This window comes from Sphingobacterium mizutaii, from assembly GCF_900187125.1.
In the GTDB taxonomy this organism is placed as follows: Bacteria; Bacteroidota; Bacteroidia; order Sphingobacteriales; family Sphingobacteriaceae; genus Sphingobacterium; species Sphingobacterium mizutaii.
Map to the genome: position 1 here is coordinate 3,181,247 of NZ_LT906468.1, position 25,043 is coordinate 3,206,289.

The following is a 25,043-nucleotide window of genomic DNA, read 5'->3' on the forward strand; positions in this document are numbered from 1 at the left end:
TTATGCTTAAGCTGAGACTATATAGCCCATGCTTTTTCTCCTTTTTTGTATGGATAATTACCATCAAATTTTCCAGGAATCTTCACATAGCGCAATGCTTGCTTCATTCCAACTTCGGAAGTAAAGAAACCAGTCAAAGTCAATTGTTTCAACATGGTGAAGAAGTGATTTGCATCGCCTTCTTTCTTATTGCTTTGATAGTCTTTTGCTTCTTTATCGTAATTATTTACAAATTGTAGTTTCTCTTCAGCTGACAGCTCTGCGAATCCTTTTTTGAATTCTTTTTGAGCACGCTCATCTACACCGTTCAAACCATCCATAAAGGCTTTTTGGTCTTTCTCTTCGTAGCAATCACGGATCATCACTGGGATAAACTGACCAACACCAGCTTCTTTAGCGCCAGGAGTTGAGGTTTTAGGAAGAATAGCTTCGGCTAATTCACCCAAAAAATCAGGTGTATCACCTTCGAATAAGGATGCAACTTCTTTCGAAGCAGGTCTAGTACAACCTTGTAAGAACAAGTTTGCACCGATTACAGAACCCCCAACGATGAATGCAACGTTTTTTAATGCCTCTCTTCTATTCATTGTTCTTTAATTAAAGTGTGTATTTAACATCCCAACCTTGGCGATAGTTACGTTTTACAAACTGGTTCACTACGTCAAAGTTAGTTACTTTCATATTTTCGTTATCCCATAATAGCTTCAAGCTACGTCCTGGATATCTGCCATCAACACGTAAATCAGCACCGCGGATAGCTAAGTTAGCCATTAGTAATGCTTCTGTCAATGGTCCTGAGATTTCGAATGGAGCACTCACTTCTTTCTTTCCATATCCTGCGATACAAGCTTCTACCCATTGTGCATAGTGACCACCAGCAGCACCCGGTACACGCTCATATTTCAATGCTACATTCTCTTTTCTTGAAGTAGGAAGTAAACGCGCGTTCTCACCATAGGTATCAGCAAGGATTTTTCCTTTGTCACCGATCAATAGGATACCATTACCGCCATCACCAAAGATTTCGTTAGGTCCTAATTCTTCCGGACGTGCAGGTTGAATACCACCATCCATCCAGTGCAAGGTAACTGGTCCAGTTGTTCTTGCTGCTTTAGGGAAAGTCATGGTCGCATGTGAAGACGGAGGACAGCTTTCTGGGAAGTATCCACGTTTGAATTCATCAACATATACTGAACCTACTGATGCTTGAACATCTTGTACATAAGTTAGTCCTAGCACGCTAAATGGAACTTCTAATAAGTGACATCCCATATCTCCTAGTGCACCAGTACCATAATCCCACCAACCTCTCCAGTTGAATGGAACCAATTTATCTACGAAATCCTTTTGAGGAGCAGTTCCTAACCAAAGATCCCAGTTCAATTCTGCAGGTACATTCGCCTTTTGCGTTGGCCATGAAATACCTTGAGGCCAAACAGGACGGTCAGTCCAACAGTAAACTGTATGAACATTTCCGATCAAACCTGCTTCATACCACTCACGGGCTTGTCTAGGACCATCATTTGATGCACCTTGGTTACCCATTTGTGTTACGACTTTATATTTTTTAGCAGCTTCAGTCAGCACCCTAGCTTCCCAAACATCGTGAGCCAAAGGTTTCTGTACATACACGTGTTTACCTAACTGCATTGCTGCCAATGCTTGGATAGCGTGGTTATGGTCAGGAGTTGAAACAGAAACAGCATCAATGTTCTTGTGCTCTTTGTCCAACATCTCACGATAATCTTTATAATATTTAGCTTTTGGAAAACGCTTTCTTGAGTTAGCAGCTCTGCGTTCATCCACATCACAAAGGAAAGCAATGTCAGCTTTTCCTGAATCATGGAATGATTTGATATCGCTCTCACCTTTACCACCAACACCGATACCCGCAACCACCAACTTATCACTTGGAGCAGTAAATCCAGTACCACCTAATACGTGTCTAGGCACGATGCTGATACCAGCTGCTGCTATCGCAGAATTCTTAATAAAATCTCTTCTTGAATTATTCTTACTCATGTTATTGGGTTTAGATTGTTATAAATTACCTTTTTTCAGCTCACTCACAGCAAAATCTACAGCTCTTGCAGTCAAGGCCATATACGTCAATGAAGGATTCACACAACCAGCAGAAGTCATTGCAGCACCGTCAGTAACGAATACGTTCAATGCATCCCAAACTTGGTTGTTTCCATTCAATACCGAAGTTTTAGGATCTCTACCCATTCTAGCTGTTCCCATTTCGTGGATACCCATACCGAAATTATAACCACCATCATAAGTGTTTACATCTTTAACTCCGATCTTCTCCAACATTTCCTTCATCTCTTCGGTCATGTCTTTACGCATTTTTTGCTCATTGTCTTTGATTTCCATGTCCATCGACAATACAGGTAAGCCCCATTTATCTTTGACACTCTTATCCAATGAGATTTTATTTTCGTGGTAAGGAAGGATCTCACCGAAGGCTGTAAAACCAACACTCCAGTTTCCTGGCTCGCATAATGCATCTTTCCATGCACCTCCTACCTGCATCTCTGCAATCTCACCAGACCAACGACCACGGCTTCCAGAACCTTGATAACCAAATCCACGCACATAATCACGTTTCTTGGTATCACTAGGAATATTTACAAATCGAGGAACATAAAGCCCGGTTGGACGTCTTCCGAAGAAGTACTTATCCTCATAACCTTCTACTCTACCACCAGCACCTAAACGGAAATGGTGATCCATAGCATTGTGACCTAATTCACCACTGCTACTTCCTAATCCACCTTCCCAAACATCAGTAGCTGAGTTCATCAAGACCCAAGTCGAGTTGAATGCAGAAGCACATACAAAGATTACTTTTGCAAAGAATTCGTACGTTTTATTTGTTTCAGCATCAACGATTTCAACACCTTTTGCTTTTTTAGTGTCTTTATCATAGATGATCTTCGTAACGATAGAGAATGGTCTCAACGTCAAATTACCCGTCTTCATTGCCGGAGGCAATGTGGAAGACTGCGTACTGAAGTAACCTCCAAAGTTACAACCCAACCAACATTGGTTTTGGTACTGACAGTTGATACGGCCAGTGTGCGGTTGAGTGATATTGGCAGTACGTCCCATAATGAAGTGACGATTTCCACCATATTCTTTTTTCAATCGCTCAGCAAGATCTTTTTCAACGATGTTAAAATCCATCGCTGGCATGAAATCACCATCAGGAAGTACATCCAGACCATCACGGTTACCGGAAATACCTGCCCATTTCTCAGCATAGCTATACCAAGGAGCGATATCTTTATAACGGATCGGCCAATCTACTCCATGGCCATCTTTCAAGTTTGCTTCAAAGTCCAAATCACCTAAACGGTAACTTTGACGGCCCCACATCAACGAACGACCTCCAACATGATATCCCCTAAACCAGTCAAAGCGTTTTACTTCCGTGTAAGGACTTTCTTTCTCATTAACCCAGAAATCCAAGTTTTTCTCGTTCAATGGGTAATCACGTTTTAAAACCGGGTAATCCTTCTCCATCTGCACTGTTCTACCACCACGGTGAGGGTATTCCCATGTGTCTTTGTTGGCATGATAATCTTTCACGTGCTCCACATTGCGGCCACGCTCTAGCATGATTGTTTTCAGGCCTTTCTCAGTAAGTTCTTTGGCTGCCCAGCCCCCACTGATTCCAGATCCGATAACAATAGCATCATATACATTATTTTCCACCATTATCTTTTAAATTTTAATTAGTTTTCTACTTGTGTTTGAATAGTTTCTTTCTTGAAGAAAAGCATGAAAATGATCATTACTACAAATGCAATTCCTGCAGGAACTATCCATAATTTATTCCAGAACAAAGCTAAATCCGAAGCTTTGATATTAACATACATGTCACTCACATATCCTGCTACCCAGAATCCGATTAATTGACCTACTCCATAGGTTGCCAATGTAATCAATCCTTGAGCGGCACTCTTATTGTCTTTACCAGCTTTTGAATCTGTATAGATCTGTCCTGAAACAAAGAAAAAGTCATAACAGATACCGTGCAATGCAATACCGATCAACAGCATAAAGGTCATCTCGCCTGCATTTCCGTAAGCAAATAATACATAACGGATCACCCATGCCAACATCCCTAATAAAATGGTGTTCTTAAAACCAAATCTTGTAAAGAATACAGGTAATAACAACAGACATAGCGCTTCCGAAATCTGTCCTATCGTCATTTTACCAGTTGCATTGGCTAATCCAATCTCTGTTAAGAAAGGATTGGCATACTGATAATAAAATGCTAATGGAATACAGATCAAGATCGAACAGATAAAGAAAACCAAGAAGTTACGGTCTTTCAATAACTTAATGGCATCCAATCCTAAGATCTTAGAAATGCTTTCTTTCTCACCTGTGTTTCCAGCCTTTACAGGAGGAGTTTTAGGTAAGGTAAAGGAAAACACACCCAATACTAAAGAAGCGATTGCTGACATCATAAAGGTGTTTTTCAACAAGCCTTCTTGCAAGCCTTCTGGGCTATCCCATTTAAACAAGTAACTGATAGACAATCCAGCGATAATCCATCCAATGGTACCCCAAATACGAATAAATGAGAATTCCTTTTCAGGATTCTTCATCTGTCTAAATGATACGGAATTCACTAATGAAAGTGTTGGCATATACAGGATCATATAGCCTAGGACATAAGGAAAGAAAGACCCAATAGAATCACTCTGGTAAAGTTGGTACATCAAGAATGCCCCAACCAAATGAAGAATACCAAGGATTCTTTCTGCATTGAAATATCGGTCTGCAATCATACCGATGATAAATGGAGCAATAATAGCTCCCCATGACTGCGTAGAGAACACATTTGCGATCTCCAAGCCTGACGCTTTTAAATTGTTTCCTAAAAATGTACCGAGCGTAACGAACCATGCTCCCCAAATAAAAAATTCGAGGAACATCATGAAAGAGAGTTTAAATTTAATTGATGAAGACATTCTAAAAGGTTTACTAAAATCTTGAATTTAAAGATAGAGATAATATGCTAATTACAAAATTTAATCACGAATTTGTTTCAATACTAAATCCCTTTAGCATTAGAAGGAATCCACCTCTCTATAGGCTTTAACCAAGGTTTCTTCACCTTCTTTACCCGACTTGGACATCCCGTGCTCCATTCCAACCACGCCTTTATACCCCTTCTCATACAACCATTTAAATAGGTTCTTATAATTGATTTCTCCAGTTGTTGGCTCCCTTCTTCCGGGGTTGTCTCCCACCTGGATATATCCGATTTCACTCCAACATAAATCCATCATTGGAATTAAGTTTCCTTCATTTTTTTGCTGGTGATATACATCATAAAGGATCTTACAAGACGGGCTATTTACAGCCTTACAGATTTCATAAGTTTGATCTGTGAATCGTAAGAATAGATCAGGTGTATCACTCAAAGGTTCCAATACCATGGTAATACCATGTGGTTCGAATATTTCCGCTCCTTTTCTTAGACCTTCAACCACATTGGCTGTTTGTACTCCAATAGGAAGATTTCTAACATAATCCCCAGGAACAACAGTCACATGCTTGGCATGACAACGTTTCGCGATTTCAACAGACTCTCTACAACCCTTTAAGAACACATCCACAAACTCCTGTTTTCCAGCAGCTAATGAATTAGCACCATTCCCACCTTTTGGAACTACAAATACTCCCATCGTCATGCCCAGTTTTGCCAGCAGATCGCCGATTTTCTTCTGTTCATCAACGGAGCGACCTGGCATGCCATTGTCTTCAATTCCTCTGAAGCCTAAGTCATACATGTACTGAATTTCATCAAGAAAGTTCTTTCCTGCTGTTGCACTGAACATCCCTTGATGTGGACCATAGTTTAATTTGAATGGTTGATTGGCTGATTTCGATTCCATAGGTTTTTGAGATTGATCATTGGCAGAAAGTCCATTAGAAAATAATGAAGCTCCAACCAAAAGGGAACTGTTTTTTAAAAAATCCGAACGTTTCATTTAGGTATAAGTTTAAATTTTAAGTATTTAATCGGTTAGCAAATACTTTTTGAATCCAGCAGATTGGGCCTCTTTCACTTTCCCTTCCTCCAAATACATTAAATAAATATCAATTATATTTTTGGAATTCGCAAATGAAATTGCGTCCTCTGGTTTCATCGCAATGAACACATTATCATAGGCATCCGCCTCCATTGCTGTATTCGCAACCACTGTTACTGATATAATTTGTGATTGAATTGGAAACCCAGTTTTTGGGTCCATATGATGTGAAAACTTGTAATCTTTTACTTTACGAAACTTCTCGTAACTTCCTGAAGTGGTGACAGCTTTGTCTTTTATTTCTAAAATATGGTCAGATCCTCCCCTTGCTTGCTCTGGCCTTTGAACCAATACCTTGAAACTGCTCTGATCTGGCTTTAAGCCATGGGCTCTGATTTCCCCACCAACTTCTACAATAAAACTTTCTATTTTCTTTTTTAACAAAAAGTCATGTAATACATCGACAGTGTAGCCTTGCGCTATACCGTTCAGATCAATCTCAACTTCAGCCACCTTCTTTTTCAATGTCTTTCCTGATAAACGGAGCTTATCCATCCCAACATGTTCCATTGTTTCCCTGATCGTTGCCGAATCTGGAATATTGACCACTTCCCGCGGTCCAAATCCCCAGAGAGAAACCAAAGGCATCACAGTGACATCAAATAAACCCTTTGAGTCTTTATATACCCTGAAAGATTCCTTCATCACTTTCAACATATGGGGATCCAATTTCATCCTGCCCGTTTTGGGCTCATTGAATCTTGAAATATGGGAATCCTTTTTATAGAGCGACATGGACTGATCGATGACCGCAAATATACTGTCGATGGAAGTCTGTGAAATTGAAGCAGTAGAAGCGTAATAGCTAATGGTATAGGTGGTGCCTTGCGCACGCCCAAAAAGTTCGTGTTTCTGTAAAGCAGAAATTGGTTGCTGTCCGTAAGCACAGCAACCAATTAATATCATAATGATAAAATTACAGAATTTTATCACTATTAAATGTATTTCTCTACATCGTGTCCTGGAACAGCAACTGGATAGAATCCATCTGCATTAGGCAATACCTTTGGTTTTGCATCCCAAGTGTATTGATCAGGCATCAAGCTGATGTTAGACTTTATTGCCTCATCCCACTTGATTACCTTTCCAGTGTAACATGCAATCCTTCCGATAATACCAGTCAATGAACTGTATGCACCATATTCTGCATCATTGAATTTGTATTCTCCTTTGGCAATCGCCTCAAACAATTCTTTGTGCTCTTGTTGGTACGGATTTGGATTACCTTTTGGATCATGACGATAGATTTCTTTACCATCAGGTCCGTATAAAACTGCTTGGTTTCCAGCAGATAAATAAACTCTACCTTTAGTAGCTTGGAAGGTTTCGTCTACCCTATTGGAGATTCCCTCAAAGTGACGGCACTGGCTATAAACCACTGATCCATCATCATAAGTCAACTCAAGGGCGAAGTTATCATAGATCTCTCCATATTCCTTTCCAGTTCTATGGGCTCTACTTCCTGTACCTTGGATAGAAACCGGATATTTTTGCTTTACCCAGTTTGCAATATCAATGTTATGCACGTGCTGCTCTACGATATGGTCACCACATAACCAGTTAAAATAGTACCAGTTACGCATTTGGTATTCCATCTCAGTTTGATTTGGTTTACGAGGTCTCACCCAAACACCACCACTGTTCCAATACACTTGACCTGAAACCACATCACCGATAGCACCATCGTGGATACGCTTGATTGCTTCTCTATAGTTAGTTTGGTAGCGTCTTTGCAAACCTACCACAACGTTTAATTTCTTTTGCTTTGCAATTTCTGCCACTTCCAAGACCTTACGCACTCCTGGAATATCAGCAGCCACTGCTTTCTCCATGAAAACGTGTTTCCCTTGCTTCACAGCTTCTTCAAAATGAATCGGTCTGAATCCCGGAGGAGTGGTCAACAAAATCACATCAGCATCTTTAATTGCAGCTTTGTAAGCATCAAAACCTACATATTTACGGCTATCTGGCACATCTATTTTATCCCCAAATTTCTCCTTAAGGGTATCATAAGTAGAATCTAGGTTATCTTTAAATGCGTCGGCCATTGCCACTAATTTGATATTTTGTCCCGAAGCAAAAGCATCAAAGGTTGCTCCAGTTCCACGACCACCACATCCAATTAATGCAATTTTTATAACGTCAGAACCTGCAGCGAATACGCTGCTTACTGAACTACCAGTTAAGGCAGCAGCACCCACTAGGGCAGAAGAAGATTTTATAAAATCCCTACGTTTTAAACTTTCCATGAAATTAGATTTAAATTGAGTATTATACGGTTTAAGTTAATTAAAAATCCTTAAGCGGCGCTTTATCATAATACGCCATAATCTCCTCATGACTAGGTTGTTTAACCGGACGTACTAAACGCATCCCTACGAAAGGAGCTTCCGGAAACCACCAGTTTGATTTTGGAATCTGTGGGTCTAATTGTTTCCAAATCGGGTCTGACGCACCCCTAGCAGCAGAACGCAAATCTGCAACTTCACTCTCAAATGAACCGCCTCGAACTACATGAGGATATAATTTGGTCGGAACATTAACTGGATTCTCTGATACCTTACCTTCCAAGGTCTTATAAAAATCAGCATCATACTGATCATAAGTCCACTCAGAAACATTCCCTAAAATATCATATAAACCCCAAGGGTTCGCTTTTTTTGTTCCAACTTTAGCAGTTTTACCGCCTGCGTTATCTTTGAAAACAGCATATTCAGCTATCTGTGCTGCATCATCAGCAAAGAAGTATTCAGTCTCAGAACCTGCTCTTGCAGCATATTCCCATTCCGCTTCTGTTGGTAATCTATAAAATACACCGGTCCTTACATACAACCATTTACAAAACTGAATAGCATTGTAATGGGTCATGGCTAAAGCAGGCTGACCATCCTTGCCAAAGCCAAAGGTCATGTCCAAGTACGGCTTCGTAGGCCTGGTCACTGCATCAACTTCAGTTGGCACTTTGCCATCTGTAGATTTGGTGATCTCGTAATCCTTATATAAAAATGGTTCGAAAATATTCCAGGTAACTTCATAAGTTCCCATCCAAAATGGATCTAATTTAACTTTATGAACTGGTTTTTCATCCGAATTGGACGATTTCGCACTTCCCATGTTAAACTCACCTCCTGGAATGGCTTCCATTGTGAATTCTAAACTTGTCCCTTGTATCTTTTGTGTATAACGCTCGTGTTTTTCCTGCGCATTAGACATTTGTATCCCTGCTAATAAAGCAAAGAATAAAACTCTCTTCATAAATAGTTACTGTATGTTAAAACCTAAAATCAATTAGAATTTTTTTGAATTTATTTCAATAAAGATAAGCAATTCTAGAAATATTTCAATAACATTTAGGTTACATTAGGAATGTAATAAGGACTTGGTACCACAAATATGTGCTCAAAAGACCTAAGGGAATACTCATCCCGATCACACTATTCCCGACCTTCGAATTCAGTTTAAATTGACTTAATATTATGCTGGTAGCCACTAAACTAGGCATTGCCATCTCAAAAATAGAAACCTGTACAATTTCCCCCTTCAAGCCCATCATCAGGGCGACAAGAACGACAATGGCAGGTGCCAAAATTAGTTTATACACTAAAGCATAAGTAATATTTGGAATTTCACTCTTCACTATCCCAAAATGCAACTGTAACCCAATAGAAAATAAAGCAATTGGTGAAACCGTTGAACCCAAGATCTTAAAGAAATCATCCAAGCCGCTTAAATCGACTAATCTCCCTACTGTCAATGCCAATAAAGCGCCAATTAGCGGTGGAAAAGTAAATACCCTCTTTAGGATAAATCTAATATCGACATTGTTTTTCTTCTTTAAACTCCCTTTCATGGCCACCACCACCCCTACCGTTGACAAGAGAAAGAAGGTCATCTGATCACTTACAATCCCAATTGGCAAGGCTTTCGTTCCGAAATATGCAGTTATCAAAGGAAATCCGACAAATGAGGTGTTACTCAATCCTGCAATTAACATCAAGGTATGGGAAGTCCGTTTGGAAATATTGGTTACTTTTTCCAAGATATAAAAGAAAATCAAGGAACCAGTTAAAACCAAGACCGGTCCTAACATCGTGAACAACAAATCATTGTCCCAGCTCAACTTTGGAAGATAATTAAACGAAATGGCAGGGAGACCAAAATACAAAACCCATGCATTCAAGGCTTTATACCCGTCTTTCGCAACCCAATTAAATCTTCTACTTATTATCCCAGCGGCTAGGCAAAAAATAATGAGGATAAAGTTTGACACGTTAGCTAATTTTTTTCAGCATATCATTTGAAACAAAAATGACACTGAACTCGTTTTAAGGCACAAAGTTATTACTATTTTTGTCGACTTATGTATAATCCATAATTATTATTCTGTGATTAGATCCGCTACCTTATTCTTACTTACGCTTTTACCCTTTTTGGCGATCAGCCAAATCTCTCAAATCAAAGAGGAAATTAAAAAGAGTCCTTTGATCCTTGAACTTGAAACCGAAAACGGTGGTATCCTAGCCCAAAAAGGCTTGAAATCATCTACCTATGAAGGCGCTTATTACAATGGATTAAACTTTAAGATCGGTTGGAAACAACGGGCAAAAAAGGATCAATATTATCAAATCTACAATTACCCTATATATGGTATCGGTCTCTATTCCAGCACCTTTAACACTGATATCTTAGGTAGCCCTTTCGCTATTTATGGATTTGTCCAAACCCCAATTGCTCCCAAGGAAGATAGCCGATGGAGCTATGATTACCGCATTGGCCTTGGTCTTTCCGGAAACTTCAAACCTTATAATGAAAATGAAAATCCATTGAATTTAGTCATTGGCTCCAAGAACAATGTCTTTATTGATTTAGGGATCAGAACCCAATATAGGATCAACCCGCATTGGAAAGCTGGAGTTGGTTTGGCATTCCATCATTTCTCCAATGGAGCGCTTCGATTACCCAACAAAGGAGTGAACCTGGTTCCTTTGACGGTCTCAGTGAACTACCAGATTAATCCCGATATCAAGATCAATAGGGATTCTGTCCTTAAACCCTTTTCCAAAAAAATCCTTTACCATATTAATTATGGCGTAGGTTTTAAACAATTAAAGGATGAATCGGATGAACGCTTCTTTAAGTCCACATTGAGTGCCTATGCCAGTAGGCATGTTTCCTATAAATGGAGATTAGGGGGAGGATTTGACCTATTCTATTCCTCATCAGGTAATGATGCTGAAATTGCAGGCGACAAATCTGGAAAGTTAAGCTCTAAATTATCCGGTGGCCCATCATTCTATATCGCGCATATCCTCAACGAGAGGTTGGTCCTCAATGGCAATGTGGGATATTATTTGCATAACCAACGCTTCAATGGAGAAATTAGGCGCGTATTCTTGAGAGCGGGAGCACGTTATTATGTGTATAAAAACATCAACGCAGGTGTTTCCATCAAAGCCCACATGGGTAAAGCCGACTTCATTGAATGGACCGTAGGCTATACCTTCAACAGAGATAAAGGAAATTAAAGCTAGCTTTTTCGTACCTTTATTGAAGCAATAGGAACCAAATCCATTTGTCAAATGAATTTTGCAGACAAAGTAATTGACTTCAACCAAAGGCTTCAATATACAGGCAAATTACCCGAAGGATTTTTTGTGATGAACCCTTTTATGGACAATCCAGAAACCCTGGCGGTCATGCGGAAATTCTACAACCAATACTACGCAGACAACAATCCTCGAAAATTCCTGATCGGAATCAATCCCAGCAGACATGGTGCTGGTGTAACCGGAGTTCCTTTTACCGACACCAAAAGGCTAGAATCTGCATGTGGGATCAAAATGACTTCTGCGCGCACTCATGAAATATCTTCGGTCTTTATGTACGATATGATTGAAGAATTTGGCGGAGCAGCCGAGTTTTACAGAGAATTCTATATCAACTCCCCTTTTCCATTGGCGATCATCAGAGAGGTCAAACCAGGTCAATTCCTGAACGCCAATTACTATGATGACCCGAAACTCTTCCTAGCGGTCAAAGATTTCATGATCGAATCCCTAAAAAACCATATCGAATTAGGCCTTGACCAAGATGAGGTCTTCATCCTAGGTAAAAAGAATGCCCAGTTCATCCAGAAACTCAATCAGGAAGCCAATCTATTCAAAAAATTGACTGTCCTCGAACACCCTCGCTTTATCCAGCAATACAAATCCAAAGAAAAACAACTCTATATAGATAAATACTTAGTTGCATTCAATCAAAATCATGGAACGTTCTAAGATTATATACAGCATCGGGCATTCGACCCATCCCATCCAAGAATTCTTGGATATGCTGAACTCCTTTGATATTGAACTCCTGGTTGACATCAGAAGACTACCAGGTTCTCGGAATTTCCCGCAATTCAACCAGGATTCTCTAAAAGAATCCCTAGAAAATAATGGAATTAAATATCTCCATCTGACCTCGTTGGCAGGTCGTAGGCCTGCTCATAAGGACAGCCATAATAATGCCTGGAGAAACCTTTCCTTTCGAGGCTATGCCGATTATATGGAAACGGAGGACTTTAAACAGGGTATCAATGAATTAGAAGCTTTGGCAACCGAACAAAAAACTGTTTTTATGTGTTCAGAGGCTGTTTGGTGGAGATGCCATCGCTCCTTAGTGTCAGATTACCTCAAGGTGCAGGGATGGCAGGTGTGGCATATTATGTCCATTGCAAAAGCCCAAGAACATCCGTATACCTCCGCTGCCCGAATCTTAGGTGGCAAATTAAATTATTCAGAATAAATAAAATCAAGTTATCATGGATACAAAGTTCAAAATTGGTGACCTCGTCAGTTGGAATTCTGAAGCAGGTCGGGTTTCTGGAACCATCATCAAAATCCACACTAGCGATTTCGACTATAAAGGCTATACCCATCGAGCAAGCCCTCAAGATCCGCAATATGAAATCAAGAGCAGTAAGACCGACCATATCGCTGCCCATAAAGGAAAAGCCTTAACACTGGAAAAATAATTTAATTACTGTAACAATACTTGTTACATAAACTCATTTTTTCTTCAAATAACTTAAATTTGTCGCTTTCCTCCACTTGCCCCCTCGATCTAGGTACTTTATAGCATATTCCCGGAGTCAAGTTTAAATTCACTATCTAAAATGAATAGAAAAAAAGTCATTCATCAAAACTATTTCAAGCTCTTTGCCATTTCTTTGATCGTTGGTTTATTGAGTTCGATACTAGCGATATCACTGCGCTTCATTACGGAAAAGACCGAGCATCATGTATTCAATTTTGTCTCTGAAACCAATCCCTACCTATTTATCATCCTTCCTTCCATTGGTATTACTATTATCTATTTTCTGAGAAAATATGTTTTCCAAGGAAGAAAGAATAAAGGAATGACTGAAATCTATAAAACTTTAGACCTTAGGAAAGATCATTTACCGCTGTTCAAAATCCCTTCCCACTTTATCAACGGATTCCTGACGGTTATTTTTGGTGGTTCTACTGGAATCGAAGTTTCAACCGTGGTATCCACAGCTACCATTGGGAATGAAGTATACAAGAAAAATTTCTCTGCAAAACTCTATAAAAGAGAACTCATCTGTGCGGCTTCTGCGGCAGGTGTGGCGATTTTGTTTTCTAGCCCCATAGCGGGTTTGCTATTTGGTATAGAAGCTATCAGCAGAAAATACAAACCAACCATTTTGATCAGCTGTCTGGCCTCAACCCTGGTTGCAGCATTATTTATCTATGGTTTAGGAAATGAAAGAATCATTCCTACACAGATCGTGGAATGGAAATGGCAGGCAACTCCATTCTTTTTACTCTTAAGCCTTCTTGGAGCCTTGATCGCCGTTGGATTCACCTTATTGATGATCAGGATCAAGACCTTCTTTGGAAATATCAATAACAACTTTATTCGGGTTAATTTAGGCGCAATTACGGTCGGACTGATAATCTTTTTCTTTCCGGTCCTATTTGGAGATAGCTACCATGGTTTAAATGAAGTCCTTCATGCTGAGACAAATTCCATGGGTTACCTGTTTCTGCTTGTATTATTGAAACCATTAGCTTCCTCCCTTACCTTAGGTGCTGGAGGAGATGGCGGTGTTTTTGCCCCAAGCATTATCATGGGAGCATTCCTAGGTCTTTTAGTGGCTATTTTTTGCCAAACCTTCCTTCACATGGAAGTTAGCCCAATCAATTTCGCATTGATTGGTGCCGGCTCAGCCCTATCGGCCGCCATTTATGCACCCTTTACATCCATTTTCCTGATTTGCAACATCGTCCCTAACGGATACAGCTTAATCATCCCATTGATCGTTTGTTGTTTGGTGTCTAAATATTTGGCTTACAAGCTCCTACCATACAATGTATACACCTACGATATGTACAAAGAGAATTTAAAGAATTCTTTGGCATAGTTAAGCTATCCATACAATTGAAAGTTAAGTTTTGCTGTCATGTTGAGAAGTAAAAATTAGAGCTAAATTTACCAGAAGGTGATGACAGCATGTTGGCAATGAAAATCTATTAGCTCTTTTATTTTTTAAATATAGAACCCCATTTGGGGTTCCATTATTTTAGCAGACATGGCACGTTATCCAGGAAGTCGCGCAAAAACGATGTTCGATTAATCGAACATCGTTTTTGCATTAGCCCTATATTGTTTACCATCCATGCTAAAATAATTCATCCCCGCTGGGGATGTATGGCGGATAAAAAATATTCTTCTAGAAAGGAAATATAGGTCTAAGTACCTAGAAACACAGATTTAACAAACTTGTCGTTGGTAGGCAAGAAACATCTCGGAACATTACACACATTATGTTTTAATAAAGTAAAAGGAATGCATTGGCGTACAGTTCCTTGACCTTCGGTCAAGGATGACAGGACATTTGGAGGAATACCGTACAGATTCTTCACTAATCGTTCAGAATTGAAAATGTCTCAGAGAGGGATTCAGAGCGAAGCGAAGAATCTATTTTTTTATTTAGAGATGGTCATTCCACTATCGTAAGATGAGGAAACTATTTTTTATTGTCTAATACCGGTAAAGAAGATTTTTTGAAAAATATTTCACCCCCGCTAGGGGTTATCCTTTAAACAATCCATTTTTCTACAAATATTTCACCCCCTCCAGGGGTTATCCCTTGGACGTTTCGACCTTTCTACAAAGATTTCCCATCCCTGCTGGCGAACTTTACATCTCAATACTCAAATCTCAAATCTCATATCCAAGTAAGCAAAGAGGGGCAAATTTCATTTGCCCCTCTTTGCTTACTTAAACAACTTAAATATCTTACTCCCAAAATTCTTATCGACAGTGATATAGGAAGGATAATAAATATTCTGTCCTGCGATTCGAATAGAAGGTTTGATTTTTAAGACCATAAAGCCTTCAGATTTCTTGTTCAAAAGTTCATCGAAGAATTTTTCAAAACCATTTTCTTTCGCTTTATTAAAGATATTGGCTTTGAAGGTCATCGGAACGATGGTGCTCTGGCCTTGGGTCAAATTCACATTCTGATCTACTGTCCCTTCAAATAGAGGCGAATTTTGAATCTCGATAACATATTTGAACGAATTAAAGGCAGCTTTCTGCGCTTCCGGATTCGTTACTTTCAAATTCACTTTTCCTTCTAGTGGAAGTTCTTTGCTGAACAATGCAACTGCAAGTCCCGCAATCGAGGACATATTGTAGTTTCCATCAGCACCCTTAAAGGATTCCAAATTTTTACCATTGAACTTCACTTGATCCACCGACTCAACATCATATTCACAGTCTGCCAAAGCCTTGATCTGTGCTTTTTTATTCACTTGACAACCCGACAACATCAAGATTGCCAAAACGGATACTATTCCAATTAATTTTCTCATATTCTTTTACTTTCTTCCAAAATTATAAATCAACCCTAAGGTGAAAACAGCATTTCCAGGTTTGAGGTACTGATTATCCATCAATCCAATATTCCAACCATTGGTATATTGGATTTGAAAACCTTTATTCAATTCCAACCTCGTGAAGAAAACAGGTTCTATATACACATTCTCTTCCAGCTGTGTATCAAGGCCATTCAATTCAAATCGATCCATCTTAATTCGGCTCAATCGAATCGCTGTTCCATAGTTTAGAGTCCTCTTCTTACCAAAAAGATTAATCTTGTTTTTTCTTGTCGATGAAAAATTCGCCTGAACAAAGATTTTATTGAAGTCCAGGTCCCGAGTTTCTACCGGATTGGTACCCGTTGTGCTGGCTCTTTTATCGATGTCGGTGGTCGCTCCGACGCCATATCCTCCATAGAACTCCAATACACTGCGCTTAGCTTTTCCAACCACGGTGTAATAGCCCAAGCCTCCTTCATACAGGTATTGCTTGAAATCGTTGTTGTCTGAATGATAATTGATATAGGAACCATTTCCAATAACGGCAAGATGATCTGTAAATGCAACACCAAGGTTCCCACTTAGGTTTCCTTTTGCATTTACATGGGCAGCAACATAGCCCTCACCTTTGTTGTTGAACATAGGTGTCGCTGGAACATTCGGCAAATAAACTGAACTACAACTGCTCAAACAGGTGACCCCTGCAAGCAAACCCAATAAAAGGGATGATTTTACTTTATTCATAAAACTCATTATCCCTGCATCTCCACAAATTATTATGCCAAAGATTCAGAATTTAAAAAAACTTTCATGTTTTCGTCGAAATAACAACGAACATGAAAGTTTTTATCGCCTTCCCAAGGAAAGCTGAAATTGTTAAATATTATTTTATTATTCAGATAAGCTTAGATAACCCCATGGATTTCAAGCTGCTCTTGCATTTCTTTTTGCAATATAATAGCTTCTTCACGTGCTTTCTCTGCAAAGTCCCTTCCCTTTGAAGCATAGATGATCCCACGGGTACTATTGACCAAAAGACCACAGTCTTTGTTCATTCCGTATTGGCATACGTCCGCCAATGAACCACCTTGGGCACCAACCCCAGGAACCAACAAGAAATGATCTGGCGCATGCTCCCTAATCTTAGTGAAAGCTTCACCTCGGGTAGCACCTACTACATACATCAAATTCTCAGAGCTCCCCCAAGTATTTACCTTATCGATTACTTCTTCAAATAATTGCTTTCCTTCCGCATTCTGGAAATTCTGAAAGTCCAAACTCCCTTGGTTGGAAGTCAAAGCCAATACAATCGCCCATTTACCCTCGAAATCAAGGAAAGGGGTTACAGAATCTTCCCCCATATATGGTGCAATTGTAATGGAATCAAAATTCAATCCGGAGGACTTCGGATTAAAAAAAGCTTGGGCATACATCTTTGAAGTATTACCAATATCGCCTCTTTTTGCATCGGCAATACTGAAGCAATCTTTTGGAAGGATTTCACAAGTCTTACGCAAAGATTCCCAACCTTTCACACCATAACTCTCATAGAAAGCAATATTCGGTTTATAGGCCACACAAAGATCTGCAGTAGCTTCAACAATCGCTTTATTGAAGGAAAAAATAGGATCTTCATCATCCAAAAGATGCTCAGGAATTTTTGTGATATCCGTATCCAATCCAACACATAGAAAGCTTTTCTTTCTTTTAATATTATCAATTAGCTCTTGCTTGGTCATTATTATTGATTTATTAATGAGACGATGAAGTCCTCAAATTCTTTTGTGGAATAGTCGGCCATACCTTTATGGTCAAAAGCAAGCGCTCCTTGCTTATTCAAAACTACTGTAGATGGAATAGAACCGCTTAACCAAGTACTTGGAATCTCACTCTCCGGATAATAAATAGGCATATTGAGCTTTTCCTTTTCCATAAAAGCCTTTGCCCCTTCCGCATTGTGCTCAATCTCTACCAACATAAATACCACCTTATCATTATCCTTATATTTATCATATAATTTTTGAATAGACGGCATTTCTGCACGACATGGACCACACCAAGTCGCCCAGAAATTGATAAATACGACTTTCCCTTGTAATTCATGGGTTTGGATCCTCTTTCCAGATTCATCGGAAAGGGTAGCTGTTTCCGTCATCACCATAGGAGTAGCAGAAGGCTCTCCAGCGGTTTGTTTTGGAACTGAAGGATTGAAGAGGCCTATTTTCATTAGCCCCCTTTGTATGGCTGTTCTGGTCGTTGGTGTCAATACCAAAATTGCCAAAACAATAATAAGAACCCAGGATAAAATATTTTTTGTGTTGTTTTTCTTTTCGGCCATGATTATGAATCAAATTTTTCAAGTTGTTTCACCAAAGTAGCGAAATCTTTCGGATATTCTGCCTCAAAAGCATACTCTTTACCATCCAATGTGAACTTTACTGCTTTAGAATGAAGAGCAAAACGCTTCATGATCGGCAATTCCTCCTGATCCTTAGAAAGTGTAAATCCTCTTTTCTTGATTTGAGAAAGAAAAACTGGTTTTCCACGGTACATCGCATCACCTACAATGGCAGCATGCTGGGTAGCTAGATGGATACGGATCTGGTGCATTCTACCGGTAATAGGTTTACATTCCACCAAGGTATAATGCTTAAAATACTTGATACTATTGAAAATAGTCTCTGCCGGTTTTCCATTATAACGATCGATGGTCACATTCTTGTTGCCTTGGTTCAAAATCGGTAAGTCTACCACCAAATTCTCGAAAACATGTGTCCCTCCAATCACGGCATGATAAGTTTTATCCACCCTACGTTTTTCGAATTCTATCGACATCAGCCTATAGGTTTCCGGATTTTTTGCGATCAAAAGAACGCCGGATGTATCTTTATCCAAACGGTGACAGACCTGTGCATCGGGAAAATAGTTTTTCGCTAAGCGAAGGATATTGACCTCGTCCCCACCACGAGCATCTAATGATGCAACAAAGGGCGGTTTATTGATAACAATAAGGTTGTCATCCTCGTGTATGATCAGTTCGTTGAATTTCGGGTATTTAAATAGATTTTTCTCTTGTTGAGCCATAACCGCAAAAATAAGAATTATTGCTAATTTTCTATAATTCAGCGTAGTTTAAGCAATAGGTTAACATTCAGGTTGATACTCCTACAAAAATGCCTACTTTTGCAATAAAAGCAATCTAACATGTCAGTAAATAAAGTTATCAAGCGAATTACAACATCTATTATTCGCGATATGAAAAACAGAGGTGAGAAAATCAGTATGCTTACTTCTTATGATTATTCAACCGCAAGAATCCTAGATGATGCCGGTGTTGATATCCTTTTGGTTGGCGATTCAGCAGCCAATGTTTTCGCGGGCTTTGAAACCACCTTGCCTATTACGCTTGACAATATGATCTACCATGCCTCCGCTGTAGCTCGAGCAGCTAAGCGTTCCATGGTCATCGCCGATCTTCCTTTTGGTGAATACCAAGGTTCTACCGAGGATGCTTATAAAGCAGCAGTGAGGATGATGAAAGAATCTGGAGTACATGCCATCAAATTGGAAGGTGGAACGGAAATCATTGACAACATCAAGAAGATTGTCCAATCTGGAATCCCAGTATGTGGACACTTAGGCCTGACCCCGCAATCCATCTATAAGTTTGGTGATTTTGGTGTCCGTGCAAAAGAAGATGCTGAAGCAGCAAAATTAAAAGAAGATGCCTTAGCACTTCAAGAAGCAGGATGTTTTGCCGTAGTTTTGGAAAAAATTCCAGCAGCATTAGCAGGTGAAGTTTCTAAGATGTTAGATATCCCGACCATTGGAATTGGAGCCGGAAACCTTTGCGACGGTCAGGTATTGGTCGTGAATGATATGTTAGGTATTACCCAGGAGTTTAAACCTAAATTCTTGAGACAATACTTGAACTTGAATGAAGAAATCAATAATGCAGTTAAGCAATATGTTGCTGACGTAAAATCCTCGGCATACCCTAACGAATCTGAACAATACTAATCATGAACAAAATCCTACTTATTGTTATCCTTGTCGGCATATTGATTTACTTCTTATCACGGAGAGTGATGATGAAGGGCAAATCTACTGCAGTTCAAAAAAGCAATAAGCAAGGTTATTTTCTAGTGGAAAGTGGAGCTCCCATTATCCAACGGACAATCAAGAATACCTTGTTCAGTGTAGGGATTGGGGTCGTATTATTCATTATTACGATCGTATTGGCCATGAAGGTGAAGATTATCCTCTTCATGCTGCCGATCAGTCTTTATCTTATGAGCCAATTATTTCTCTTGAATAACCAATTGAAATATGCCAAGGATCAGCGCATTTGGTTCAATCCAAATACCAATGATGTCTTGATCGAGTGGCTGAGTGGAAATAAGGTTTCTTTTAACTTGTTGCGAGATGTACAACAAGTGCGCGCGGTTAAATCTGTTCAAAAGAACAATCAGATATTATTTGGTTATTATGAACTCAGCGTTCATAATAACCAAGTTTTTGTACCCTTTATATTGGAAGACAATCAGATGAATACACGTTTCTTCAAAACCATGAAAGAAAATTATGCCATCAGCCCTAAATCTTCCCTTTACCCCATTATTTAAGCTTGGGGCAACTTATAGCCATTATGGTAGCCTGCTGCCAGTAATTTGTTAGCTTCTGCTTCTTTAAATCGTTGTATATCTTTTTCCCAATAGATTTTTTTACCTGTTCTATAAGCAATGTTACCCATTTGGGAGAATTTTGCGATATGGCTACCCACCTCCAATGGCGCATTTAGGATATTGCCATTTTTAGTCCGAATTGCCTCGACAAAATTCTGCATATGCAGATCCAGTCCATTATCAACTTTCTTCTGATAAGGCACAGCCTCCATCCTATCCATCTCAGGAATCACTTCCCATCCATTTCTATCCAATACCAGGGTACCATTGTTGCCGATAAAGGCAATTCCATGTTCACGGCTGTATGGCCCTCCAGAAATACTGGTTGCATGCTCCCACTGTATATTGAAACCATCAAATTCATAAACCGTAGTCAAGGTATCGGGGGTGTCTCCTGCATCATCCGGATATGCAAACTTCCCGCCGGCAGCCATTATTGAATTCGGATCTGAAACTTTCATCCCCAATAAAGCATAATCCAATAGATGCACTCCCCAGTCTGTCATCAAACCACCTGCATAATCCCAATACCATCTAAAATTATAGTGAAAACGATTGGGGTTGAAGGGTCTTGTTTTCGCTGGACCCAACCAAGCTTTATAGTCTACACCTGCTGGTACCGGTCCATCAGGCTCTACCGGAACGCGTTTTTTCCAACCCAAATAAGCCCAAGCTTTTACTAAACGCACCTTTCCTAATTTCCCTGAATGCACAAAGTCAATGGCATCTTTAAAATGCTTCTGCGATCTTTGCCATTGGCCCACTTGAACGATGCTATTATACTTATCTTTTGCTGCTAACATCGCATTACATTCCACAATGGAATTTCCAATTGGTTTTTCAACATAGACTGCCTTACCAGCTTTACAAGCATCCACTAACATCAGGCAGTGCCAATGATCTGGAGTGCCGATAATAACAGCATCCACTTCAGGATCCTTCAACAATTCCTTATAGTCTTTATAGACTTTAGGTTTTTGACCCAAGCCTTGCAGCTGTTTTTGCCTTTCTTGAATCACCGCATCATCAACATCACATATCGCAGTACAACTTACATTGGAAACTTTGAGGATGGAACTCAAATCTGACCAACCCATCCCCTTGATGCCGATAGCTCCAACGCGTAGGGTAGATTGTTTATTTGTCCTACCATACAATGATGTTAAGTGCAAGGCAGGAAATAACATAGCTGACTTATATATAAAATCTCTTCTTGAAATGCTCATTCGTTTTAGGTTTCTATTAATGTACGGATCTTATTGCAAATTGTACATAATTTTATAACTATTAATGGAAATTATGTAACAATTCTAAACCCAATTCTCCGGAAATTTGTATTAAATAATAATGGTTAATAGCACTATGAAGAATCACACCTATAAAGTAACTGGAATGACCTGCAATGGATGTAGGACAAATGTCGAGAAGAAATTAAATGAGATTCCCGGTGTCAATGCTCAGGTAAGTCTGGAAAAAGCAGAGGCTCATTTGCAAACAGATGAACCGGTCCATATTTCCAACCTTCAGGAAAAACTCAATGAATTGGGCGGTCATTACCAGATCCATAATAATGAATCTGAAAATGTAGGTCCTACTGATAAAACTTTTACCGTAACGGGGATGACCTGTAATGGTTGCAGAACGAATGTGGAAAAGAAACTGAATGAGATACCTACTGTAAAAGCTTCTGTTAATTTAGAAAAAGGCGAAGCACAGATATTATCAGACAGCCCTATTCCTACAGAAGAATTACAGAATAAATTGGATGAGTTAGGCGGACATTATCAGATCCATGAGAAGGGTGCTCATGAGCATAAACATCATCATGCACATGAACCCGAGCTATCAGAAAGCGGCCAATATATCTGTCCGATGTTCTGCGAAGGAAAGGACAAGATTTATCATGAACCAGGAAGATGTCCGGTTTGTAATATGCACCTTCGTCCAATAGAAAAAGTCGATTTCAATGCTCCTTCTCACCACCATCAGGCGCAACCCACGGTCAATGCCAGTAATGCAGGGAAATACTATTGCCCTATGATGTGCGAAGGAGACAAAGTCTATGATAAGTTTGGTTCTTGTCCAGTTTGTGGAATGAACTTGGAAAAAATTCCTGATACCACATTGAAAGTGGAATATACTTGTCCTATGCACCCTGAAATCGTCCAAGATCATCCTGGCGATTGCCCCATCTGTGGAATGGAGCTTGTCCCGAATCAGGTCACAGAAGAAGACGACCAACATTATCGTGATCTATTGAAGAAATTCTGGATTTCTGTAGCTTGTACATTGCCCGTTTTTATTCTATCTATGGGTGATATGCTACCCGGACAACCCATCAGTCAAGTTATTCCCTATAAGGTCAATGCTTGGCTGCAATTGATCTTGACATTACCTGTCGTTTTCTATACCTGTTGGATGTTCTTCCAACGTGCTTGGACCTCTTTCAAGACTTGGAACCTGAATATGTTCAGCTTGATTGGTTTAGGAGCAGCAGCGGCATTTATTTTTAGTTTATTGGCTTTCTTTTTCCCGCAAATCTTCCCAGAAGAATTAAAGGGCCACCATGGCGAGGTTCATCTTTATTTTGAATCTGTTGTGGTTATCCTCACATTGGTTCTTCTAGGACAGGTGATGGAAGCGAAAGCCCATTCTAAAACGAATACCGCTATCAAGGAACTAATCAAACTTAGTCCCGCTGAGGCCATTCTCGTTGAAAATGGCAAAGAAAGAAAAATTTCTATCCATGATGTTAAAGTTGGCAATATCCTAAGAGTAAGAGCAGGAGATAAAGTGCCGGTAGATGGTATTGTCACGGAAGGGAATACCTCCATTGATGAGGCGATGATCACTGGAGAACCAATACCTGTTGAAAAATCAAAGGATGATCAGGTTATCGGAGGAACAATAAACGGAAACCATGAAATCTTGATCAAAGCTGAGAAGGTAGGTTCAGAGACCTTGCTGGCTCAAATCATCCAATTGGTGAATAATGCCAGCCGTAGCCAACCACCTATTCAAAAACTGACCGATAAGGTTTCTAAGATATTTGTACCAGCTGTTATTGCCATCGCGATCCTGACCTTTATTCTTTGGAATGTTTCAGCAGTTCCAAACAGTACTGCCATGGCATTCTCAAACATGCTGGCAGTATTGATCGTTGCCTGTCCATGTGCGTTAGGTCTTGCAACGCCCATGTCTGTTATGGTCGGTATTGGAAAAGGAGCAAAAAATGGAATCCTAATCAAGAATTCAGAAGCACTAGAGAAGCTTGAAAAAGCAAATGTATTGGTCGTGGACAAAACCGGTACCATTACAGAAGGAAAACCTTCCGTTTCAGCGGTGACTTCTGAAAACGATAAGTTCTCAGAGAATGACATACTGCAGATTGCTGCATCGGTCAACAAAAACAGCACCCATCCTTTGGCGCAGGCGATGACAGATAAAGCCAAAGAAAATGGTTTGCAGCTTTTAGATGTTGCCCAATTTGAAAACATCTCCGGTAAAGGAGTCAAAGGACATATTTTCCACATGACTGCCCTTCTTGGCACGCCAAGATTAATGGAAGAACAGAAAATCGAAGTCAGCAAAGACCAACTCCAAAAGATTGAGGAATTACAGAAAAAAGGAAATTCTGTTTCAGTACTTGCCATTGACGGAAAAGTCGCGGGTTTGGTTGCCGCATTTGATGCCTTGAAAAAGAGCAGTATTGATGTAATCAAAAGATTCAAGGAAGAAGGTGTTGAGGTCTATATGTTCACCGGTGACAACCAGAACACAGCCGATATCGTTGCTAAGGAAGCAGGTATCGAACATGCCAAAGGTAGTTTATTACCAGAGGACAAATTAAACGGCATCAAAGAATTACAACAGGCAGGCAAAAAAGTTATTATGGTTGGCGACGGTATCAATGATGCCCCGGCATTAACACAAGCCGATGTTGGTATTGCAATGGGCACCGGAACCGATGTTGCCATCCAAAGTTCAGAGATCACCTTAATCAAAGGTGACCTTATTGGAGTGCACAAAGCCTTTAAGCTAAGTAAATCTATGCTGAGGAACATCAAGCAAAACCTATTGTTTGCCTTTTTATACAATGTCATCGGCATTCCGATAGCAGCAGGTATTTTATATCCATCTTTTGGGATTTTAATGTCCCCAATGATCGCCGCGGCAGCCATGAGTTTAAGTTCAGTATCCGTAATTGTCAATTCATTACGATTAAATGCAGTAAAATTGGATTAAGGAGATCGAGGATTTGTTTGTCAGATTGTAAACCGAATAACCCCTTTCGGGGTTCCATTATTTTAGCTGACATGGCACGTTAACCTGGAAGTCGCGCA

At 39.7% G+C, this 25,043-nt stretch carries 23 protein-coding genes; 8 read left to right on the forward strand and 15 right to left on the reverse strand.

What is annotated here, in order from left to right; genetic code table 11:
- Nucleotides 1-17 precede the first annotated feature (17 nt).
- The 9 genes from CKW03_RS13805 to CKW03_RS13845 form a co-directional block, all read right to left on the reverse strand.
- Nucleotides 18-587, reverse strand: coding sequence for a gluconate 2-dehydrogenase subunit 3 family protein (locus CKW03_RS13805; protein WP_093097981.1), 570 nt, complete (start codon nucleotides 585-587; stop codon nucleotides 18-20).
- A gap of 10 nt (nucleotides 588-597) precedes the next feature.
- A complete protein-coding gene (locus CKW03_RS13810) occupies nucleotides 598-2,022 on the reverse strand; it encodes a Gfo/Idh/MocA family protein (protein WP_093097983.1) in 1,425 nt (474 codons plus the stop codon).
- A gap of 18 nt (nucleotides 2,023-2,040) precedes the next feature.
- Nucleotides 2,041-3,723 carry a GMC oxidoreductase gene (locus CKW03_RS13815; protein ID WP_093098489.1) on the reverse strand — a complete coding sequence of 561 codons (1,683 nt, stop codon included), beginning with the start codon at nucleotides 3,721-3,723 and terminating at the stop codon, nucleotides 2,041-2,043.
- A 20-nt stretch (nucleotides 3,724-3,743) separates the two neighbouring features.
- Nucleotides 3,744-4,994, reverse strand: coding sequence for a nucleoside permease (locus tag CKW03_RS13820; protein WP_093097984.1), 1,251 nt, complete (start codon nucleotides 4,992-4,994; stop codon nucleotides 3,744-3,746).
- Between the two features lie 99 nt (nucleotides 4,995-5,093).
- Nucleotides 5,094-6,020, reverse strand: coding sequence for a hydroxypyruvate isomerase family protein (locus CKW03_RS13825; RefSeq protein ID WP_093097986.1), 927 nt, complete (start codon nucleotides 6,018-6,020; stop codon nucleotides 5,094-5,096).
- Nucleotides 6,021-6,047: 27 nt separating this feature from the next.
- Nucleotides 6,048-7,028, reverse strand: a complete 981-nt coding sequence (locus tag CKW03_RS13830; protein WP_093097987.1) for an FAD:protein FMN transferase — start codon at nucleotides 7,026-7,028, stop codon at nucleotides 6,048-6,050.
- A gap of 29 nt (nucleotides 7,029-7,057) precedes the next feature.
- On the reverse strand, nucleotides 7,058-8,371 hold the full coding sequence (locus tag CKW03_RS13835) for a Gfo/Idh/MocA family protein (protein WP_093097989.1): 1,314 nt from the start codon (nucleotides 8,369-8,371) through the stop codon (nucleotides 7,058-7,060).
- 40 nt (nucleotides 8,372-8,411) lie between these two features.
- Nucleotides 8,412-9,377 (reverse strand): formylglycine-generating enzyme family protein, encoded by a 966-nt coding sequence (locus CKW03_RS13840; protein ID WP_093097990.1) that lies wholly within the window; start codon nucleotides 9,375-9,377, stop codon nucleotides 8,412-8,414.
- A gap of 100 nt (nucleotides 9,378-9,477) precedes the next feature.
- On the reverse strand, nucleotides 9,478-10,392 hold the full coding sequence (locus CKW03_RS13845; RefSeq protein WP_093097992.1) for an AEC family transporter: 915 nt from the start codon (nucleotides 10,390-10,392) through the stop codon (nucleotides 9,478-9,480).
- A 115-nt stretch (nucleotides 10,393-10,507) separates the two neighbouring features.
- Here CKW03_RS13845 and CKW03_RS13850 point away from each other — a divergent pair, with 115 nt between their 5' ends.
- The 5 genes from CKW03_RS13850 (at nucleotide 10,508) to CKW03_RS13870 (ending at nucleotide 14,553) form a co-directional block, all read left to right on the forward strand.
- Nucleotides 10,508-11,647 (forward strand): acyloxyacyl hydrolase, encoded by a 1,140-nt coding sequence (locus CKW03_RS13850; RefSeq protein ID WP_236736489.1) that lies wholly within the window; start codon nucleotides 10,508-10,510, stop codon nucleotides 11,645-11,647.
- A gap of 54 nt (nucleotides 11,648-11,701) precedes the next feature.
- Nucleotides 11,702-12,400: an SMUG2 DNA glycosylase family protein gene (locus CKW03_RS13855; protein WP_093097995.1), complete on the forward strand. Its 699-nt coding sequence runs from the start codon at nucleotides 11,702-11,704 to the stop codon at nucleotides 12,398-12,400.
- Entirely contained in the window at nucleotides 12,387-12,911 is a 525-nt protein-coding gene (locus CKW03_RS13860; RefSeq protein ID WP_093097996.1) for a DUF488 domain-containing protein, read from the forward strand. Before CKW03_RS13855 ends, CKW03_RS13860 begins: the two co-directional genes overlap by 14 nt.
- A gap of 16 nt (nucleotides 12,912-12,927) precedes the next feature.
- The gene (locus tag CKW03_RS13865) at nucleotides 12,928-13,140 is read left to right on the forward strand and encodes a hypervirulence associated TUDOR domain-containing protein (protein ID WP_093097998.1); all 213 of its coding nucleotides are present in this window, start codon (nucleotides 12,928-12,930) and stop codon (nucleotides 13,138-13,140) included.
- 141 nt (nucleotides 13,141-13,281) lie between these two features.
- On the forward strand, nucleotides 13,282-14,553 hold the full coding sequence (locus CKW03_RS13870; protein WP_093097999.1) for a chloride channel protein: 1,272 nt from the start codon (nucleotides 13,282-13,284) through the stop codon (nucleotides 14,551-14,553).
- 856 nt (nucleotides 14,554-15,409) lie between these two features.
- On the opposite strand, the gene CKW03_RS13875 is transcribed toward CKW03_RS13870, so the two are convergent.
- From CKW03_RS13875 to CKW03_RS13895, 5 genes are all read right to left on the reverse strand, one after another.
- Nucleotides 15,410-16,009: a hypothetical protein gene (locus tag CKW03_RS13875; RefSeq protein WP_093098001.1), complete on the reverse strand. Its 600-nt coding sequence runs from the start codon at nucleotides 16,007-16,009 to the stop codon at nucleotides 15,410-15,412.
- Between the two features lie 6 nt (nucleotides 16,010-16,015).
- Nucleotides 16,016-16,759 carry a hypothetical protein gene (locus CKW03_RS13880; RefSeq protein WP_093098002.1) on the reverse strand — a complete coding sequence of 248 codons (744 nt, stop codon included), beginning with the start codon at nucleotides 16,757-16,759 and terminating at the stop codon, nucleotides 16,016-16,018.
- A 161-nt stretch (nucleotides 16,760-16,920) separates the two neighbouring features.
- The gene (gene pyrF, locus CKW03_RS13885) at nucleotides 16,921-17,754 is read right to left on the reverse strand and encodes an orotidine-5'-phosphate decarboxylase (RefSeq protein WP_093098004.1); all 834 of its coding nucleotides are present in this window, start codon (nucleotides 17,752-17,754) and stop codon (nucleotides 16,921-16,923) included.
- A 2-nt stretch (nucleotides 17,755-17,756) separates the two neighbouring features.
- Entirely contained in the window at nucleotides 17,757-18,242 is a 486-nt protein-coding gene (locus CKW03_RS13890) for a TlpA family protein disulfide reductase (RefSeq protein WP_236736490.1), read from the reverse strand.
- A 113-nt stretch (nucleotides 18,243-18,355) separates the two neighbouring features.
- Nucleotides 18,356-19,099, reverse strand: a complete 744-nt coding sequence (locus CKW03_RS13895) for an RluA family pseudouridine synthase (protein ID WP_093098007.1) — start codon at nucleotides 19,097-19,099, stop codon at nucleotides 18,356-18,358.
- Between the two features lie 120 nt (nucleotides 19,100-19,219).
- Here CKW03_RS13895 and panB point away from each other — a divergent pair, with 120 nt between their 5' ends.
- Both panB and CKW03_RS13905 read left to right on the forward strand, forming a co-directional pair.
- Nucleotides 19,220-20,035 carry a 3-methyl-2-oxobutanoate hydroxymethyltransferase gene (gene panB, locus CKW03_RS13900; RefSeq protein ID WP_093098009.1) on the forward strand — a complete coding sequence of 272 codons (816 nt, stop codon included), beginning with the start codon at nucleotides 19,220-19,222 and terminating at the stop codon, nucleotides 20,033-20,035.
- A 2-nt stretch (nucleotides 20,036-20,037) separates the two neighbouring features.
- Entirely contained in the window at nucleotides 20,038-20,640 is a 603-nt protein-coding gene (locus CKW03_RS13905) for a hypothetical protein (protein WP_139185469.1), read from the forward strand.
- Here the strand turns inward: CKW03_RS13905 and CKW03_RS13910 are convergent.
- Nucleotides 20,637-21,926: a Gfo/Idh/MocA family protein gene (locus CKW03_RS13910; protein WP_093098012.1), complete on the reverse strand. Its 1,290-nt coding sequence runs from the start codon at nucleotides 21,924-21,926 to the stop codon at nucleotides 20,637-20,639. The two genes, CKW03_RS13905 and CKW03_RS13910, sit on opposite strands and share 4 nt — an antisense overlap.
- Nucleotides 21,927-22,062: 136 nt before the next feature.
- On the opposite strand from CKW03_RS13910, the gene CKW03_RS13915 reads away from it, so the two are divergent.
- A complete protein-coding gene (locus CKW03_RS13915) occupies nucleotides 22,063-24,945 on the forward strand; it encodes a heavy metal translocating P-type ATPase (RefSeq protein ID WP_093098013.1) in 2,883 nt (960 codons plus the stop codon).
- The last annotated feature ends 98 nt before the right edge of the window (nucleotides 24,946-25,043 follow it).